Here is a 14,416-nt window from a genome sequence, read left to right as displayed (position 1 = left end):
ACAAGGTTCCGTCCGTGCGGGTCCGTCCGTGCGGGTTCCGTCCGTACAAGGTTCTGTCCGTACGGGTCCGTCCGCGCGGGTTCTGTCCGTACAAGGTTCCGTCCGTACGGTCCGTCCGTAACGGGTAAGGGGCGCCCTCCCAGAGAGGGCGCCCCTTACATGTGTGGCCGGTTACGCGTGGCCGGTCACGGCCCGTTCCCGCCGCGTCCGTTCCCTCCGCCGCCCTTGTTGTCGCCGCCGCCGTTGGCCGGCGGCGGGAAGCTGAAGCTCGGGAAGGGGTTGGGCAGGCCGCCGCCGTTGGCCGGGGGCTGCTGGCCGTGGCCCTGGCCGGGGTCGTTGTTGCGGGGCGCCGAGCCGGGCAGCTGCACGGTCACGAAGTGCTCGTTGTCCGTGCCGTCGAGGGCCCCGAGCATCGCGTCCTTCCAGATGGGCGCGGGGCCGGTCGCGCCCTCGACCTTGTCGAAGGTCTCCGGGCCGATCTTGACCTTTATGCCGCCGTGCCCCTCGCCGTCGCCGCCGTTCTCCTTGGCGCCGTACTGCATCGACAGGCGCTTGCCGCCGGGGCCCGCGCCGAACGGGTCGCCCAGCCAGACCGCGGAGGCGAGCGAGGGGGTGTAGCCGGCGAACCAGGCGTCCCTGCGGTCGTCGGTCGTACCGGTCTTGCCCGCGGTGTCGCGGCCCGGCAGGTCGGCCCTGGTACCCGTACCGTCGTCGACGACGCCCTTGAGCATGCTGTTGATGGTGTCGGCGGTGTTCTGCGACATCGCGCGGCTGCACAGGCTCTTGGGCACGGTCATCGCCTTGCCGTTCGGGCCCTTCACGGCCTTGATCGCGATCGGCGTGCAGTAGACGCCCCGGTTGGCGAAGGCGGCGTACGCGGCGGCGACGGACAGCGGGGAGACCTCGTTGGTGCCCAGGGTGACCGAGGCGCCCTCGCGCATCTTGCCGCCGTCGGCGCGGACGATGCCCACCTTGCCGGCCATGGTGAGGACCGGGCACAGGCCGACGTCGGCCTCGAGCGCCACGAAGTAGGTGTTGATCGAGTGCTTGAGCGCGTCGGGCATGGAGTAGGGCCCGACCTCGCTCGGGCTCTCGTTCTGCGTGCCCTCGTCCGCCCCGGCGTGGATGGTCGCGCCCGAGCAGGTGGTGACGTCGGGGTAGCGGTCCATGTGGTACGGGGACGGGTACGTCTGGTCGGGCTTGAAACCGGCCTCCAGGGCGGCGGCGGCCGTTATCGGCTTGAAGGTCGAGCCCTGCTGGAAGCCGACGCTGTTGCCCATGACCTTGTCGACCGACAGGTTGATCTGGGTCTGGTTCTTGCCGAAGCCGTACGGCTTGCTCTGGCCCATGGCGATGATCTCGCCGGTGCCGGGGCGCACCATCGTGTCGGCGGCGACGAACTTGTCACCCTGGTAGACGTGCTCGCTGAGCCCGTGCAGCAGCGACTTCTGCGCCTTCGGGTCGAGCGTGGTGGTGATCCTGAGGCCGCCGGTGTCCCAGGCCTTCTGCCGGTCGGACTTGGTCTTGCCGAAGGCGGCGTTCGTCAGGAACGTGTTGCGCACGTAGTCGCAGAAGAAGCCGGCGCCGTTGACGGCGGTGATGCAGCCGTTCTTCGACTGCTTGTACTTCAGGCCGAGCGGCTGCTTCTGCGCGGCGGCCGCCTGCTCGGGGGTGATGTCCTTGAGCTGGGCCATCCGCATGAGCACCGTGTTGCGCCGGGTGAGGGCGGCGTCCGGGTTGCTGACCGGGTCGTAGCGGCTGGGCGACTGCACCAGGCCGGCGAGCATCGCGGCCTGCGGGAGGGTGAGCTTGCTCGCGGAGGTGCTGAAGTAGCGCTGGGAGGCGGCCTCGATGCCGTACGCCTGCTCGCCGAAGAAGGTGATGTTGAGGTAGTTCTCCAGGATCTTCTTCTTGCCGAGCTCCTTCTCGACCTGGATCGCGTACTTCATCTCCTTGATCTTGCGGCCGATGGTCTGCTGGGTGGCCTGGGCGACCTTGTCGGGGTCGTCGCCGGCCTCCTCCACGAAGACGTTCTTGACGTACTGCTGGGTCAGCGTGGACGCGCCCTGGGTGCCGCCGTCGGAGGCGTTGTTGCTGAGGGCGCGCAGGATGCCCTTCAGGTCGAGGGCGCCGTGCTCGTAGTACCGCGCGTCCTCGATGTCGACGATGGCGTTCAGGATGTTCGGGCTCATCTTGGTGATCGGGACGATCGTGCGGTCACGCGAGTAGACCGTCGCGATGAGGCCGCCGTTGCGGTCGAGGATCTTCGACGCCTGGCTGAGCGGCGGCTGCTTCAGCTCGCCGGGCAGGTCCTCGAAGCCGGACGCCGTGCCCTTGGCGGACAGGCCTATCGCGCCGACCGCGGGCAGCGCGATGCCCGCGAGGACGGCGCCGGCCAGAACACTGACGCCGAGGAACTTGGCGGCCTGCTGGGCCGTGGTCAGCCCCCCGCCCGAACGCTTGTGAGCCATGGAGGCAGCCTACGTGGCGAATCCCCGGACGTACGCCCAGGTGTTCGCCTAGTCTGTAACAGACATGGTGCGAACGTCGGCGCACGCGTGTCCAGAGCTTGCCTTTCATCATCACCCTTGTGGGTGATGACTGTTGGCGTGCGCGCGCGTCTGGGATACATCGCACCTTATGCCCGGAACGCGCCGCGGTCACTCCGTTGGGTGATCTGCCGCGCACGCATAGTCCATTCGGGCCATGCAAGATTGGGCCTGAAAGGGCTGTTGCGCCGCGCCTACCTTCCGTAACGTCCTCATCTGGCAGCGGTGAATATGCCGCTTGCCGCCGTGGGGGAGCCTCGAATTCGGGAGAGGACGGCGCCAGCATGAGCAGCTGGGTAACCGACTGGAGCACGCAGGCGGCTTGCAGGACGACGGACCCGGACGAACTCTTCGTCCAGGGCGCGGCGCAGAACCGGGCGAAGGCGGTGTGCACCGGATGCCCGGTACGCACCGAGTGCCTCGCCGACGCGCTCGACAACCGGGTCGAGTTCGGGGTGTGGGGAGGCATGACCGAGCGCGAGCGCCGGGCACTGCTGCGCCGCCGCCCGACGGTCACGTCCTGGCGCAGACTGCTGGAGACCGCGCGGACCGAGTACGAGCGCAGCACGGGCCTGCTGCCACTCGGCGACGAGGACGACTACGCCGCTGCGGGCTGATCCCCGCGCCCTCGCGCACGGGTAGGCGGCCGGCCGCCGCGCACGGCTACGCCGCGCTGGGGCCGCCCTCCGCGAGCTCGCGTCCGATCGCCCGCAGGCCGTCCAGGTCGTGCACGTCTCCCGGCAGGGCGGTGACGTCGACCATCGGCACCTCCGGGTGGACGGACACGAAGCGGTCGCGGGTGCGTCGTTCGCGCGCGACCACCTGCATGCGTTCGGCGTGCAGGCGCAGCAGTCCCGCGGCGAGCCGCTCCGTGCCGGAGGCGTCGTCGCTCGGGTGGCCGGTGGCGTCGGCCGTACCGGCGTCGTCCGGTCGGTCCTGCCGGGAATCAGCATGCCCGGCCCCGTGATCCACAATGCGGCCCTCCGTCTTTTTTTCGGTGAGAGCCGCGTCACCCCCGCCCGTCTCCCGCTCAGCGGCGCCGTTCTCCGCGGCTTCCGCCGCCGCGTCCTCCAGTGCCTCCGCCGCCGCGAGCGCCCGCTCCGCCGTCAGCTGGGCCGCGCCGCTGCCGTGCACCCGGTTGAGGACGAGGCCGGCGAGCGGCATGTCCTCGTCGGCGAGCCGCTCCACGAAATACGCCGCCTCGCGCAGCGCGTCCCGCTCGGGGGCCGCGACGACGAGGAAGGCCGTGCCGGGCGCCTGGAGCAGCCGGTAGGTGGCGTCCGCGCGGGTGCGGAAGCCGCCGAACATGGTGTCCATCGCGGCCACGAAGGTCTGGATGTCGCGCAGCAGGCTCGCGCCCATGACCTTGTTGAGGGTGCCGGTCATCATCGACATCCCGATGTTCAGGAACTTCACCCCGGCCCGTCCGCCGACCTTCGCGGGCGCCATCAGCAGTTTGATGAAGCGGCCGTCGAGGAAGGAGCCGAGCCGCTTGGGGGCGTCCAGGAAGTCCAGTGCGCTGCGGCTCGGCGGGGTGTCGACGATGATCAGGTCCCATGCGTCCTGCGCGCGCAGCTGGCCGAGCTTCTCCATCGCCATGTACTCCTGCGTACCGGCGAATCCGGCCGACAGCGACTGGTAGAACGGGTTCTCCAGGATGGCCCGGGCGCGCTCCGGATCGGAGTGCTGCACCACGACCTCGTCGAACGTCCGTTTCATGTCCAGCATCATCGCGTGGAGTGAGCCGCCGGCCGACCGATCGATTCCGGCCACCTCACGCGGAGTGTTGTCCAGCTCGGTCAGTCCCATCGACTGCGCGAGCCGCCGCGCCGGGTCGATGGTCAGCACCACCGCCGTACGGCCGCGCTCGGCGGCCCGCACGCCCAGTGCCGCGGCGGTCGTGGTCTTGCCGACGCCGCCGGAGCCGCAGCACACCACGATCCGGGTCTTCCGGTCGTCGAGCAGCGGATCGATCTCCAGCTCGGGGCTCTCCAGGCTCATGTCACCACTCGCTTCACGCGTCGTCGTCCTCGGCCACTGCGGTGTCGTCCGGGTCGTCGGCCACGTCGCCGGCCACGGGTACGCCGGGCACCGCCTGCTTGCGCAGGCTGTCGGCCAGCCGGTAGAGCCCGCCCAGGTCGACGCCGTCGCCCAGCAGCTCCAGCTCGCGCACCGGAAGGCCCAGCGCGGCGATCTCGGCGCGCTGCTCGCGCTCCAGCACCACCCGCTGGGCGTGCTCGTGGGCCTGCGCGAGCAGCGGGTCCACCAGCCGCTCGGCCACCCCGCCGCGCCGCGCCCCGCCCAGGCCCGCCTGCGACAGGGCCTTGGCCACCGCCGTACGCCGCTTGCCCGCGGCCACCGCGCCGCTGTCGGCGGCGGCCTTGGCGATGTCGCCGTCGGCCAGCAGCACCGGCCGCACCATGTTGACGATCACGGCGCCGACCGGCAGCCCGGCCGCGCGCAGCTCGGCGACGCCGTCCATCGTCTCCTGGACCGGCATCTCCTCCAGCAGCGTCACCAGGTGGATCGCGGTCTGCGCGGACTTCAGCACCCGCATCACCGACTGCGCCTGGTTGTGTATCGGGCCCATCCGGGCGAGCCCCGCGACCTCGTCGTTGACGTTCAGGAAGCGGGTGATGCGGCCGGTCGGCGGGGCGTCCAGCACCACGGCGTCGTAGACCGGCCAGCCCGCCCTGTCCTTGCGCCGGACCGCCTCGCACACCTTGCCGGTGAGCAGCACGTCCCGGATGCCGGGGGCCACGGTGGTGGCGAAGTCGATCGCGCCGAGCTTGCGCAGGGCGCGGCCGGCGCGGCCGAGCTTGTAGAACATGTCCAGGTAGTCGAGCATCGCCAGCTCGGCGTCGATGGCGAGCGCGTTGACCTCGCCGCCGCCGGAGGCCGAGGCGATCCTGCGCTCCTCGTAGGGCAGCGCCTCCGTCTCGAAGAGCTGCGCGATGCCCTGCCGCTCCTCGACCTCGACCAGCAGCACCCGCCGGCCCTCCGCCGCGAGGGCGAGCGCCAGCGCGGCGGCGACCGTTGTCTTACCCGTGCCGCCCTTGCCCGTCACGATGTGGAGCCTGACGGCGGATGACTGTTGAGCGCTCACCTGGCGAGCCTAATTCCTTCCCCGCGGGAGGGTGGTGCCGGGTGAGATGCTCGTGGCGGTTTCGCGTGCGACGGACGTCACGTTTCCGGGCCCGCACGCCCCGCCCCGGCGCCGGGCCCGGGGGCGGGGGAGGCGATAGGGTCGCGCCATGGCGAAGAAGTGGGAATACGCGACCGCGCCGCTGCTGGTGCACGCGACGAAGCAGATCCTCGACACCTGGGGTGAGGACGGCTGGGAGCTGATCCAGGTCGTGCCCGGCCCCAACAACCCCGAGCAGCTGGTGGCCTATTTCAAGCGGGAGAGGGAGGCGTGAGCGGCGTCGTCGCCACCCGGCTCGCCGAGCTGGGCCTGACGCTGCCCGAGGTCGTCCCGCCGCTGGCCTCCTACCAGCCCGCCGTACGGTCCGGGGCGTACGTCCACACGTCGGGCCAGCTGCCCATGGTGGACGGCAAGCTGCCGGCCACCGGCAAGGTCGGGGCCGAGGTCTCGCCCGAGCAGGCGAAGGAGCTGGCGCGGGTGTGCGCGCTCAACGCCCTGGCGGCGGTCAAGTCCGTCGTCGGCGACCTCGACCGCATCGCGCGTGTCGTCAAGGTCGTGGGCTTCGTCGCGTCCGACCCGTCCTTCACGGGCCAGCCCGCCGTCGTCAACGGGGCGAGCGAGCTCCTCGGCGAGGTGCTCGGGGAGAAGGGCGTGCACGCGCGCAGCGCCGTCGGGGTCGCCGTCCTCCCGCTGGACGCGCCCGTCGAGGTCGAGATCCAGGTCGAGCTCGTTCCCTGACGCGGTCCTCCGGCGGCGCAGCCGCGGCCAGGTGAGGGGCACCCTCGTACAAAACGCCGTCGCGACGTAGAGTCCGGCTCATGACGGTGGTGAGCGGCGGGGCAGGTGCGGCGGGCCAGCCGCCGGGGTGGCCCGAGCGGGTGCGGGCCCTGGCCCGGGGGGAGCTGACCCCCGCCGTACCGCGCCGCGCGGCCACCGTGCTGCTGCTCAGGGACGACGCGTCCGGCGGGCGGCCCGCGGTGCACCTGCTGCGCCGGCGGACGTCGATGGCCTTCGCGGGCGGGATGTACGCCTTCCCCGGCGGCGGGGTCGACCCGCGCGACGAGCGTCCGGTGCGCTGGGCGGGCCCGGAGCTCGCGCAGTGGTCGGCGCTGCTCGGCCTGGAGCCGGCCGCGGCCCAGGCGGTCGTGTGCGCGGCGGTGCGCGAGACGTTCGAGGAGTCCGGTGTGCTGCTGGCCGGCCCGGCGGACGGCCCGGGCCTGGTCGGGGACACGACCGGCGCGGACTGGGAGGCCGACCGCACCGCCCTGGTGCGCCACGAGGTGGCCTTCGCCGAGGTCCTGGAGCGCCGTGGCCTGGCCCTGCGCAGCGACCTGCTGCGGCCGTGCGCCCGCTGGGTGACGCCGGAGTTCGAGGAGCGGCGCTACGACACCTGGTTCTTCCTCGCGGCCCTTCCCGCGGGCCAGCGCACGCGGGACGTGTCGGGCGAGGCGGACCGCACGGTGTGGCTGACGGCCGCCGAGGCGGTCGCGGCCTTCGACCGGGGCGAGCTGACGATGCTGCCGCCGACCGTCACGATGCTGCGCGACCTGCTGCCGTACGGACGCGCGGCGGAGGCCCTGGCCGCGGCGGGGGAGCGGGACCTCGGCCCGGTCATGGCGACGGCCACCGTGGACGCCGCCGGGACCGTCCTGCTGAGCTGGCCCGGCCATGTGCAGGGCGGCATACGCCGGCACCCGAAGGCGGCGGGGCGGTGAGCGCGGGCACGGCCCCGGGGGCGCCGCAGGCGGCGGTCGGCGGGTGGGCGACGCCCCGCGCGCTGTGCGTGCTCGCCCCGAACCCCTCGCCGATGACGCTGGACGGCACCAACACCTGGATCGTCGCCGAGCCGGATTCGGACCTGGCCGTCGTCATCGATCCGGGCCCGCTGGACGAGGGCCACCTGGCCGCGGTCGTCACGGCCGCCGAGCGGGCCGGCAAGCGGGTCGCGCTGACGCTGCTCACGCACGGCCACCCGGACCACGCCGAGGGCGCCGCCCGCTTCGCCGAGCTGACGGGCACCGCGGTGCGGGCGCTGGACCCGGCGCTGCGGCTGGGGGACGAGGGCCTGGCGGCCGGCGACACGGTGACGACCGGGGGGCTGGAGCTGCGGGTCGTGGGCACGCCCGGGCACACCGCGGACTCGCTGTCCTTCCTGCTGCCCGCCGACTCCGCGGTGCTCACCGGGGACACGGTGCTGGGCCGCGGCACGACCGTCGTGGCCCACCCGGACGGGCGGCTCGGCGACTACCTGGACTCGCTGCGCCGCCTCCGGGCGCTCACCGTCGCGGGGGAGGCGGACACCGTGCTGCCGGGCCACGGGCCGGTGCTGGACGACGCGCGCGGCGCGGTCGAGTTCTACCTCGCGCACCGCGCCCACCGGCTCGCCCAGGTGGAGACGGCGGTGGAGGCGGGCCTGCGCACGCCGGCGGACGTCGTCGCGCACGTCTACGCCGACGTCGACCCGCTGCTGTGGCCGGCCGCCGAGCTGTCGGTGCGCGCCCAGCTGGACTACCTGCGAGAGCACGGACTGATCGAGCTGCCATGACCACCACCGACCCGACCGCCGTCTTCACCCCGCGCGAGCCCGGTTTCGCCGCCGACCCCTACCCGGCGTACCGGGAGCTGCGCGCCGCGGGCCGCGCCCTGTGGTTCGAGCCGACGCGGCAGTGGCTGATCCCGCACCACGACGACGTCAGCGCCCTGCTGCGGGACCGCCGGCTGGGGCGCACGTACCTGCACCGCTACAGCCACGAGGACTTCGGCCGCACCCCGCCGCCGCCCGAGCTGGAGCCCTTCACCGTCCTCAACGACAACGGGCTGCTGGACCTGGAGGCGCCCGCGCACACCCGTATCCGGCGGCTGGTCGCCAAGGCCTTCACCCCCCGGCGGGTGGAGGAGCTGGCGCCGGTCGTGCAGCGGCTCGCGGACGAGCTGGTCGGGGCGCTGTACGCGCAGGGCGGCGGCGATCTGCACGCCGCGGTGGCCGAGCCGCTGCCGGTCGCCGTCATCGCGGAGATGCTGGGCATACCGGCCGCCGACCGCCCGCTGCTGCGGCCCTGGTCGGCGGGTATGACGGCGATGTACGAGCTGAATCCGGGCCCGGACGCGGCCCGTGCGGCGGTGACGGCGAGCGAGGAGTTCTCCGCCTACCTGCGCGAGCTGATCGCGGCCCGGCGCACCGACCCCGGGGACGACCTGATCAGCGCGCTCATCGCGGTGCAGGACGACGGCGACGTGCTGAGCGAGCAGGAGATGGTCTCCACCTGCGCGCTGCTGCTCAACGCCGGGCACGAGGCCACCGTGAACACCACCGCGCTGGGCTGGCTGCACCTCTTCCGGCACCCGGACCAGCTGCGGCTGATGGCCGCGGCCGCGGCCTCCCTGGGCGGGCTCGCGGACGGCGTCGAGGAGATCCTGCGCTACGACACCCCGCTCCAGCTCTTCGAGCGGTGGGTGCTGGACGACATCGAGGTCGGCGGCACGGTGATCCCGCGCGGGTCCGAGGTGGCCCTGCTGTTCGGCTCGGCCAACCGCGACCCGGCGCGCTTCGCCGACCCCGAGCGCCTCGACGTCACCCGCCCGGCGGCCGGGAACAGGCACGTCAGCTTCGGCGCCGGCATCCACTACTGCCTGGGCGCCCCGCTGGCCCGTCTGGAACTGGCCGCCTCCTTCGGCGCCTTCCTGCGCGACGCCCCGGGGATGCGGCTGGTGGCGGAGCCGTCCTGGCGGCCCAACTACGTCATCCGCGGGGTCCGCGAGCTGCTCGTCACCTGGTGAGCCCGCGCCCCGGGCTCAGTGCCGGGGGACCGTCAGCCGCCACGCCGCGCGCTCGACCGTCCACGTGCGGGTGCGGACGGGGCCGGTCACGGCGGAGTCGGCGCGGTAGCGGAAGTCGCGGCCCGAGACGGTGACGGTGCGCGCCCGCGCCCGGACGGGCCCGGCTCCCTCCGGGCGGCGCACGCAGACCTCGGCGAGGCCGGCGGGCGCCGGGCGGACGGACACCTCCTGCACCGGCTGGTCCAGATCGGCCAGCAGCACCCCGTCCGCCTCGACGCGCAGCCGCTGCCGCGCCGGGTGGCCGCCGGTGGGTATGGGCGCGGTCAGGGTGCGCACGAGCTGGCGCGCGGTCTTCTCGACGGGGGTCCACCAGCGCGCGGTGGTCTGGGGGAGCGGTGCGCCGCACGGGATGCTCAGGGCGCCCAGCACGATCCCGCCGCTCTCGTCGACCAGCAGGTCGAGCTCGCGGTGGGCGCCGTCGAGCACCGCGCGGGCCGCGGCCGGGACGTCGGCGGGCACGCCGAGGCCGAGGGCGAGCGCCGAGCGCCGGCCGATCGGCACCAGGCCGAGCGGTGCCTCGTGCAGGGTGCGGTCGCGGTGCAGGGCCCGTACCGTGCGGAGCAGGGCGAGGTCGTCACCGAGCAGGACGGGGCGGCGCCGGCCGCGGTGGGCGAGGGCGCGCTCGGCCTCCTCGTCGGACTCCGGGAAGACGATCTTGACCGAGCGGGCTCCCGCACACAGGACATCTTTCGCAATTCGGACGGACTCGCCGTCGGCCGCCCGTGCCGCCGGATCGACGACCAGCAACAGGTCCGACCTCCGGACGGAGTCCGGCGGGGGATGCCCGGGAGGGTGAGCCGACACCTTGGTCCTTCCTCAGGTAAAATCTCGGTGCAAGAGCCCCTTGCGCCGTTGCGTCAGGGGCTTCGTCTATTCCGGGGCAGGTTTCGACGGCTCTGCACGTTGGACATGCCCCGCCCGGAAGGGGTGTACGCCTGTGCCCGCACTTGTGCTGCTCGGTGCTCAGTGGGGTGACGAGGGCAAGGGGAAGGCCACCGACCTGCTCGGCGGCTCCGTCGACTACGTAGTCCGTTACCAGGGCGGCAACAACGCCGGACACACCGTCGTCGTCGGCGACCAGAAATACGCGCTGCATCTCCTCCCCTCCGGCATCCTCTCGCCCGGGTGCACCCCGGTGATCGGCAACGGAGTGGTCGTCGACCCGGCCGTCCTGCTCTCCGAGCTGAGCGGGCTCAACGAGCGCGGTGTCGACACCTCCAAACTGCTGATCAGTGGTAACGCCCATCTGATCACGCCCTATCACCAGACCATCGACAAGGTGACGGAGCGCTTCCTGGGCAAGCGCAAGATCGGCACCACCGGGCGCGGCATCGGCCCGGCGTACGCGGACAAGATCAACCGTGTGGGCATCCGCGTGCAGGACCTGTTCGACGAATCGATCCTTCAGCAGAAGGTCGACGCGGCGCTCCAGGACAAGAACCAGATCCTGGTGAAGATCTTCAACCGGCGCGCGATCAGCACCGACCAGGTCGTCGAGGAATACCTCGGCTACGCCGAGCTGCTCAAGGACTACGTCGCCGACACCGCGCTGGTCCTCAACAACGCGCTGGACGAGGGCAAGGTCGTGCTCATGGAGGGCGGCCAGGGCACGCTGCTGGACGTCGACCACGGCACCTACCCCTTCGTCACCTCGTCCAACCCGACGTCCGGCGGAGCCTGCACCGGCAGCGGCGTGGGCCCGACGAAGATCACCCGGGTCATCGGCATCCTCAAGGCGTACACAACGCGTGTGGGCTCGGGACCGTTCCCCACGGAGCTGTTCGACGAGGACGGCGAGCGGCTGCGCACGGTGGGCCACGAGTTCGGTGTGACCACGGGCCGCAACCGCCGCTGCGGCTGGTTCGACGCGGTGATCGCGCGCTACGCCACCCGGGTCAACGGCCTGACCGACTTCTTCCTCACCAAGCTGGACATCCTCACCGGCTGGGAGCGGATCCCGGTGTGCGTCGCCTACGAGATCGACGGCCGTCGCGTCGAGGAACTGCCCTACAGCCAGACGGACTTCCACCACGCCAAGCCGGTGTACGAGTACCTGCCGGGCTGGTCGGAGGACATCTCCAAGGCCAAGACCTTCGCCGACCTGCCGAAGAACGCGCAGGCCTACGTCAAGGCGCTGGAGGAGATGTCCGGCGCGCCGATCTCCGCGATCGGCGTCGGCCCCGGCCGTACCGAGACGATCGAGATCAACTCGTTCCTGTGAGCCGCGCCTGACGCCCCTCCCGGTGAGCCCCGCGCACCATGTGCGCGGGGCTCACCGCTGCCCGGGCGGCTACGTGGCCGGCTGCTTCTCGTAGACCGGCGGCTGCTTCTCGCCCGCGACGCCGAGGCGCCTCAGGTGCGTGGCGTCGATCAGCACGAGGGTCGTGGGGCTGCCGGGGGAGCAGGCCGCCTCGGGCTTGCCGTAGACCACGGACGACGGGCTCAGCCGGGCCGGGGAGGCCGCCTCCGTGACCGACATCAGCCACTGGCACCGGTAGAGGGTGCGCGTGCCGTCCGTGCGGTCGCCGCTCAGCGTCACCGTGCCGTCCGGGCCGATGACCAGCGTGCGGGAGTCGGTCACGCCCGCGGCCGTCCCGTAGGTCGCCCGCCAGGTGCCGACCAGCTCCGCGGGCGCCCCGACGGGCGGGGGAGACGCGTCCCGCGTGGCCTTCGTGCCCGTGGCGTCCGTGACCGGCTCCCGCGACGCGCCCGGCGTCGCGGGGGGCGCCGTGGACGAGGTGCCGGCCAGGGGCGAGCCCTGCGCGCCGCGGCCGCCCTCACGGACGAGGACGTACGCCGTGGTGCCGCCCGCGGCGACCGCGAGCAGCGCCAGGACGGCCACCAGCGCGCCCCGGCCCCCTCGGCGCCGCGCGGGCGCGGGCGGCGGGGCCTGCACCGCGGTGGGCGCCGCGGCCGCGGCCACGGACACCGGCGCCCCGGTTTCCGCCGGGGACGGCTCCCGCGCCCCGGACGCCGGCGGGGTGCCGCCGTCCGCCGCCGCTGCGCCCGGATCCGCCTCCGCACCGGCCTCCAGCTCCAGCAGCCGGACGGCGTGCCGCCCGAGCTGGGCGACGATCGCGCCCGGCAGCCACGGTTCGGCCCTTCCCTCGTCGGCCTCCCCAGCCGCCGCCCCGCCGACCAGCTCCAGCACCCCGGTGGGGGAGGGGCGGTCCGCCGGGGCCTTGGCCAGGCAGGCGGCGACCAGACCGCGCAGGCCCTCCGGCACGGCCTCCAGGTCCGGCGGCTCCTGCACGATGCGGAACATCTGGGCGTGCACCCCGCTGCCCGCCGCCCCGAAGGGCTGCAGCCCGGTCGCCGCGTAGGCCAGGACGGAGCCGAGGCAGAAGACGTCGCAGGCAGGGGTGACGCGGTCGCCGCGCACCTGCTCGGGCGACATGAAGGCGGGGGAGCCGACCATGCCGCCGGTGTGGGTGAGCGGGCCGCTGCCGTCCGCGACGGTCTCCAGGGCGCGGGCGATGCCGAAGTCGATGACCCGCGGCCCGTCGATCGTGATCATCACGTTGGACGGCTTGAGGTCGCGGTGCACCAGGCCCGCGGCGTGGATGTCGGCCAGCGCGTGCGCGAGCCCCGCGGCGAGGACCGCGACCGAGCGCTCCGGCAGCGGCCCGTAGTCCCTGACGACCTGCTGGAGCGAGGGGCCCGGCACGTAACCGGTGGCCACCCAGGGGATCTCCGCCTCGGTGTCCGCGTCCAGCACGGGCGCGGTCCACTTCCCGCCGACCCGCCGCGCCGCGCGCACCTCGCGCCGGAAACGGCCGCGGAATTCCTCCTGCGCGGCCAGTTCGGGGCGCACCAGCTTCACCGCGACCGTGCGGCCGCGCTCCGAGCGCGCGAGGAAGACCCGGCCCATCCCGCCGGTGCCCAGCCTGCCGAGCAGCCGGTAGGCCCCGATCCGCCGCGGATCGTCGGCTCTGAGCTGGTCGACCATGCGTTCCCCCCCGTCTCCGCGCCGTATGACGTGCGCGCCGCCCCCCTGCACGAGCGAAGAATATGCGTACGAAATCCCGTACGGACGTCCGGTGCCGGGCGCACCATTGCCCAGGCTCGCCTATCGTGTCCGGCGGCGGGAATCACCGCCCGGCGCGGGAACGGCGGGCGGCACGGCAGGCACGGTGGCGAGGCGAGCGAGGAGGCGGGGATGCCGGAGAGCGGTGGCCCGGCCGCACCCGTGCGGCGCAGCAGTCTGCGGCAGCAGATCGCCGACGCCCTGCGCGACGAGGTGCTCACCGGCCGCCTCCAGGCCGGACGGCACTTCACCGTCAAGGAGATCGCCGAGCTGTACGGCGTGTCCGCGACCCCGGTCCGCGAGGCGCTCGTCGACCTGGCCGCGCAGGGCCTGCTGGACGTCGAGCAGCACCGCGGCTTCCAGGTGCGGCAGTTCACCGCCGCCGACTTCCGCTCCCTCACCGAGGCCCGCGCCTTCGTCGTCGAGGCCTTCTTCCGCGAACTGGCCGGGCAGGGCGGCGTGGGCGACGTGCCGGCCGACGTCCTGGCCTCCGTACGCCGCCGCGCCGAGGCCGCCGCGCAGGCCGCCCAGGCCGGGAGCCTGGACGTGCTGGTGGGCTGCGACCTGCGCTTCTGGCGCGAGCTGTCGGCGATCCGCGGCAACCCGCACATCTGCGACTTCCTCGACCGCCTCCGCACCCAGACGTGGATCTACGCCGTCCCCCACCTGCGCGCGCTCGCCGACCCCGCGGGCGTGTGCTGGTCCGGCCACGTCGCCCTCGTCGACGCCGTCGCCCGGGGCGACATCGCCGCCGCCCACGCCCTCGTCGCCGAGTGCAACGCGCACACCCGCGCCCTGATCGAAAAGCTCGCCCCCGCACGCTCCTGACGCGACGGGCGCGGGCGACTTAGGCTGTAC

Annotated in this window: 13 protein-coding genes; 8 read left to right on the top strand and 5 right to left on the bottom strand. The window is 73.3% G+C overall.

The window, feature by feature from the left end; all coding sequences use genetic code 11:
* Positions 1-185: 185 nt before the first annotated feature.
* On the bottom strand, positions 186-2,471 hold the full coding sequence (locus ACH4SE_RS00875; RefSeq protein ID WP_398541106.1) for a transglycosylase domain-containing protein: 2,286 nt from the start codon (positions 2,469-2,471) through the stop codon (positions 186-188).
* Between the two features lie 362 nt (positions 2,472-2,833).
* Between ACH4SE_RS00875 and ACH4SE_RS00870 the strand changes: the two genes are divergently transcribed.
* Entirely contained in the window at positions 2,834-3,166 is a 333-nt protein-coding gene (locus ACH4SE_RS00870) for a WhiB family transcriptional regulator (RefSeq protein ID WP_398175842.1), read from the top strand.
* Between the two features lie 46 nt (positions 3,167-3,212).
* On the opposite strand, the gene ACH4SE_RS00865 is transcribed toward ACH4SE_RS00870, so the two are convergent.
* Entirely contained in the window at positions 3,213-4,550 is a 1,338-nt protein-coding gene (locus tag ACH4SE_RS00865; RefSeq protein WP_398541105.1) for an ArsA family ATPase, read from the bottom strand.
* Positions 4,551-4,563: 13 nt separating this feature from the next.
* Positions 4,564-5,655: an ArsA-related P-loop ATPase gene (locus ACH4SE_RS00860; RefSeq protein WP_398541104.1), complete on the bottom strand. Its 1,092-nt coding sequence runs from the start codon at positions 5,653-5,655 to the stop codon at positions 4,564-4,566.
* A gap of 148 nt (positions 5,656-5,803) precedes the next feature.
* Between ACH4SE_RS00860 and ACH4SE_RS00855 the strand changes: the two genes are divergently transcribed.
* The 5 genes from ACH4SE_RS00855 (at position 5,804) to ACH4SE_RS00835 (ending at position 9,471) form a co-directional block, all read left to right on the top strand.
* The gene (locus tag ACH4SE_RS00855; protein WP_398541103.1) at positions 5,804-5,968 is read left to right on the top strand and encodes a DUF4177 domain-containing protein; all 165 of its coding nucleotides are present in this window, start codon (positions 5,804-5,806) and stop codon (positions 5,966-5,968) included.
* Positions 5,965-6,432 carry a RidA family protein gene (locus ACH4SE_RS00850; protein ID WP_398541102.1) on the top strand — a complete coding sequence of 156 codons (468 nt, stop codon included), beginning with the start codon at positions 5,965-5,967 and terminating at the stop codon, positions 6,430-6,432. The genes ACH4SE_RS00855 and ACH4SE_RS00850 overlap by 4 nt, the downstream gene beginning before the upstream one ends.
* 80 nt (positions 6,433-6,512) lie before the next feature.
* Positions 6,513-7,409, top strand: coding sequence for an NUDIX hydrolase (locus ACH4SE_RS00845; protein ID WP_398541101.1), 897 nt, complete (start codon positions 6,513-6,515; stop codon positions 7,407-7,409).
* Complete coding sequence (locus ACH4SE_RS00840; RefSeq protein WP_398541100.1) at positions 7,406-8,239, top strand: MBL fold metallo-hydrolase; 834 nt, start codon at positions 7,406-7,408, stop codon at positions 8,237-8,239. Before ACH4SE_RS00845 ends, ACH4SE_RS00840 begins: the two co-directional genes overlap by 4 nt.
* A complete protein-coding gene (locus ACH4SE_RS00835) occupies positions 8,236-9,471 on the top strand; it encodes a cytochrome P450 (RefSeq protein WP_398541099.1) in 1,236 nt (411 codons plus the stop codon). The genes ACH4SE_RS00840 and ACH4SE_RS00835 overlap by 4 nt, the downstream gene beginning before the upstream one ends.
* Positions 9,472-9,486: 15 nt before the next feature.
* Here ACH4SE_RS00835 and ACH4SE_RS00830 read toward each other — a convergent pair whose 3' ends face one another.
* The gene (locus tag ACH4SE_RS00830; RefSeq protein WP_398541098.1) at positions 9,487-10,278 is read right to left on the bottom strand and encodes a diacylglycerol kinase; all 792 of its coding nucleotides are present in this window, start codon (positions 10,276-10,278) and stop codon (positions 9,487-9,489) included.
* Positions 10,279-10,468: 190 nt separating this feature from the next.
* Here ACH4SE_RS00830 and ACH4SE_RS00825 point away from each other — a divergent pair, with 190 nt between their 5' ends.
* A complete protein-coding gene (locus ACH4SE_RS00825) occupies positions 10,469-11,752 on the top strand; it encodes an adenylosuccinate synthase (protein ID WP_398541097.1) in 1,284 nt (427 codons plus the stop codon).
* A 69-nt stretch (positions 11,753-11,821) separates the two neighbouring features.
* Here ACH4SE_RS00825 and ACH4SE_RS00820 read toward each other — a convergent pair whose 3' ends face one another.
* Positions 11,822-13,480, bottom strand: coding sequence for a serine/threonine-protein kinase (locus ACH4SE_RS00820; protein WP_398541096.1), 1,659 nt, complete (start codon positions 13,478-13,480; stop codon positions 11,822-11,824).
* A gap of 210 nt (positions 13,481-13,690) precedes the next feature.
* Between ACH4SE_RS00820 and ACH4SE_RS00815 the strand changes: the two genes are divergently transcribed.
* On the top strand, positions 13,691-14,386 hold the full coding sequence (locus ACH4SE_RS00815) for a GntR family transcriptional regulator (RefSeq protein ID WP_398541095.1): 696 nt from the start codon (positions 13,691-13,693) through the stop codon (positions 14,384-14,386).
* The last annotated feature ends 30 nt before the right edge of the window (positions 14,387-14,416 follow it).

Source organism: Streptomyces sp. NPDC020983, from assembly GCF_044333485.1.
In the GTDB taxonomy this organism is placed as follows: Bacteria; Actinomycetota; Actinomycetes; order Streptomycetales; family Streptomycetaceae; genus Actinacidiphila.
The sequence above is the reverse complement of the archived record's forward strand: the minus strand, read 5'-3'. Positions and strand labels throughout refer to the sequence as shown.

Coding starts and splice junctions, on each gene's coding strand:
- ACH4SE_RS00875 (WP_398541106.1), bottom strand. CDS start 2,471: ATGGCTCACAAGCGTTCGGGCGGGGGGCTGACCACGGCCCAGCAGGCC.
- ACH4SE_RS00870 (WP_398175842.1), top strand. CDS start 2,834: ATGAGCAGCTGGGTAACCGACTGGAGCACGCAGGCGGCTTGCAGGACG.
- ACH4SE_RS00865 (WP_398541105.1), bottom strand. CDS start 4,550: ATGAGCCTGGAGAGCCCCGAGCTGGAGATCGATCCGCTGCTCGACGAC.
- ACH4SE_RS00855 (WP_398541103.1), top strand. CDS start 5,804: ATGGCGAAGAAGTGGGAATACGCGACCGCGCCGCTGCTGGTGCACGCG.
- ACH4SE_RS00845 (WP_398541101.1), top strand. CDS start 6,513: ATGACGGTGGTGAGCGGCGGGGCAGGTGCGGCGGGCCAGCCGCCGGGG.
- ACH4SE_RS00835 (WP_398541099.1), top strand. CDS start 8,236: ATGACCACCACCGACCCGACCGCCGTCTTCACCCCGCGCGAGCCCGGT.
- ACH4SE_RS00820 (WP_398541096.1), bottom strand. CDS start 13,480: ATGGTCGACCAGCTCAGAGCCGACGATCCGCGGCGGATCGGGGCCTAC.
- ACH4SE_RS00815 (WP_398541095.1), top strand. CDS start 13,691: ATGCCGGAGAGCGGTGGCCCGGCCGCACCCGTGCGGCGCAGCAGTCTG.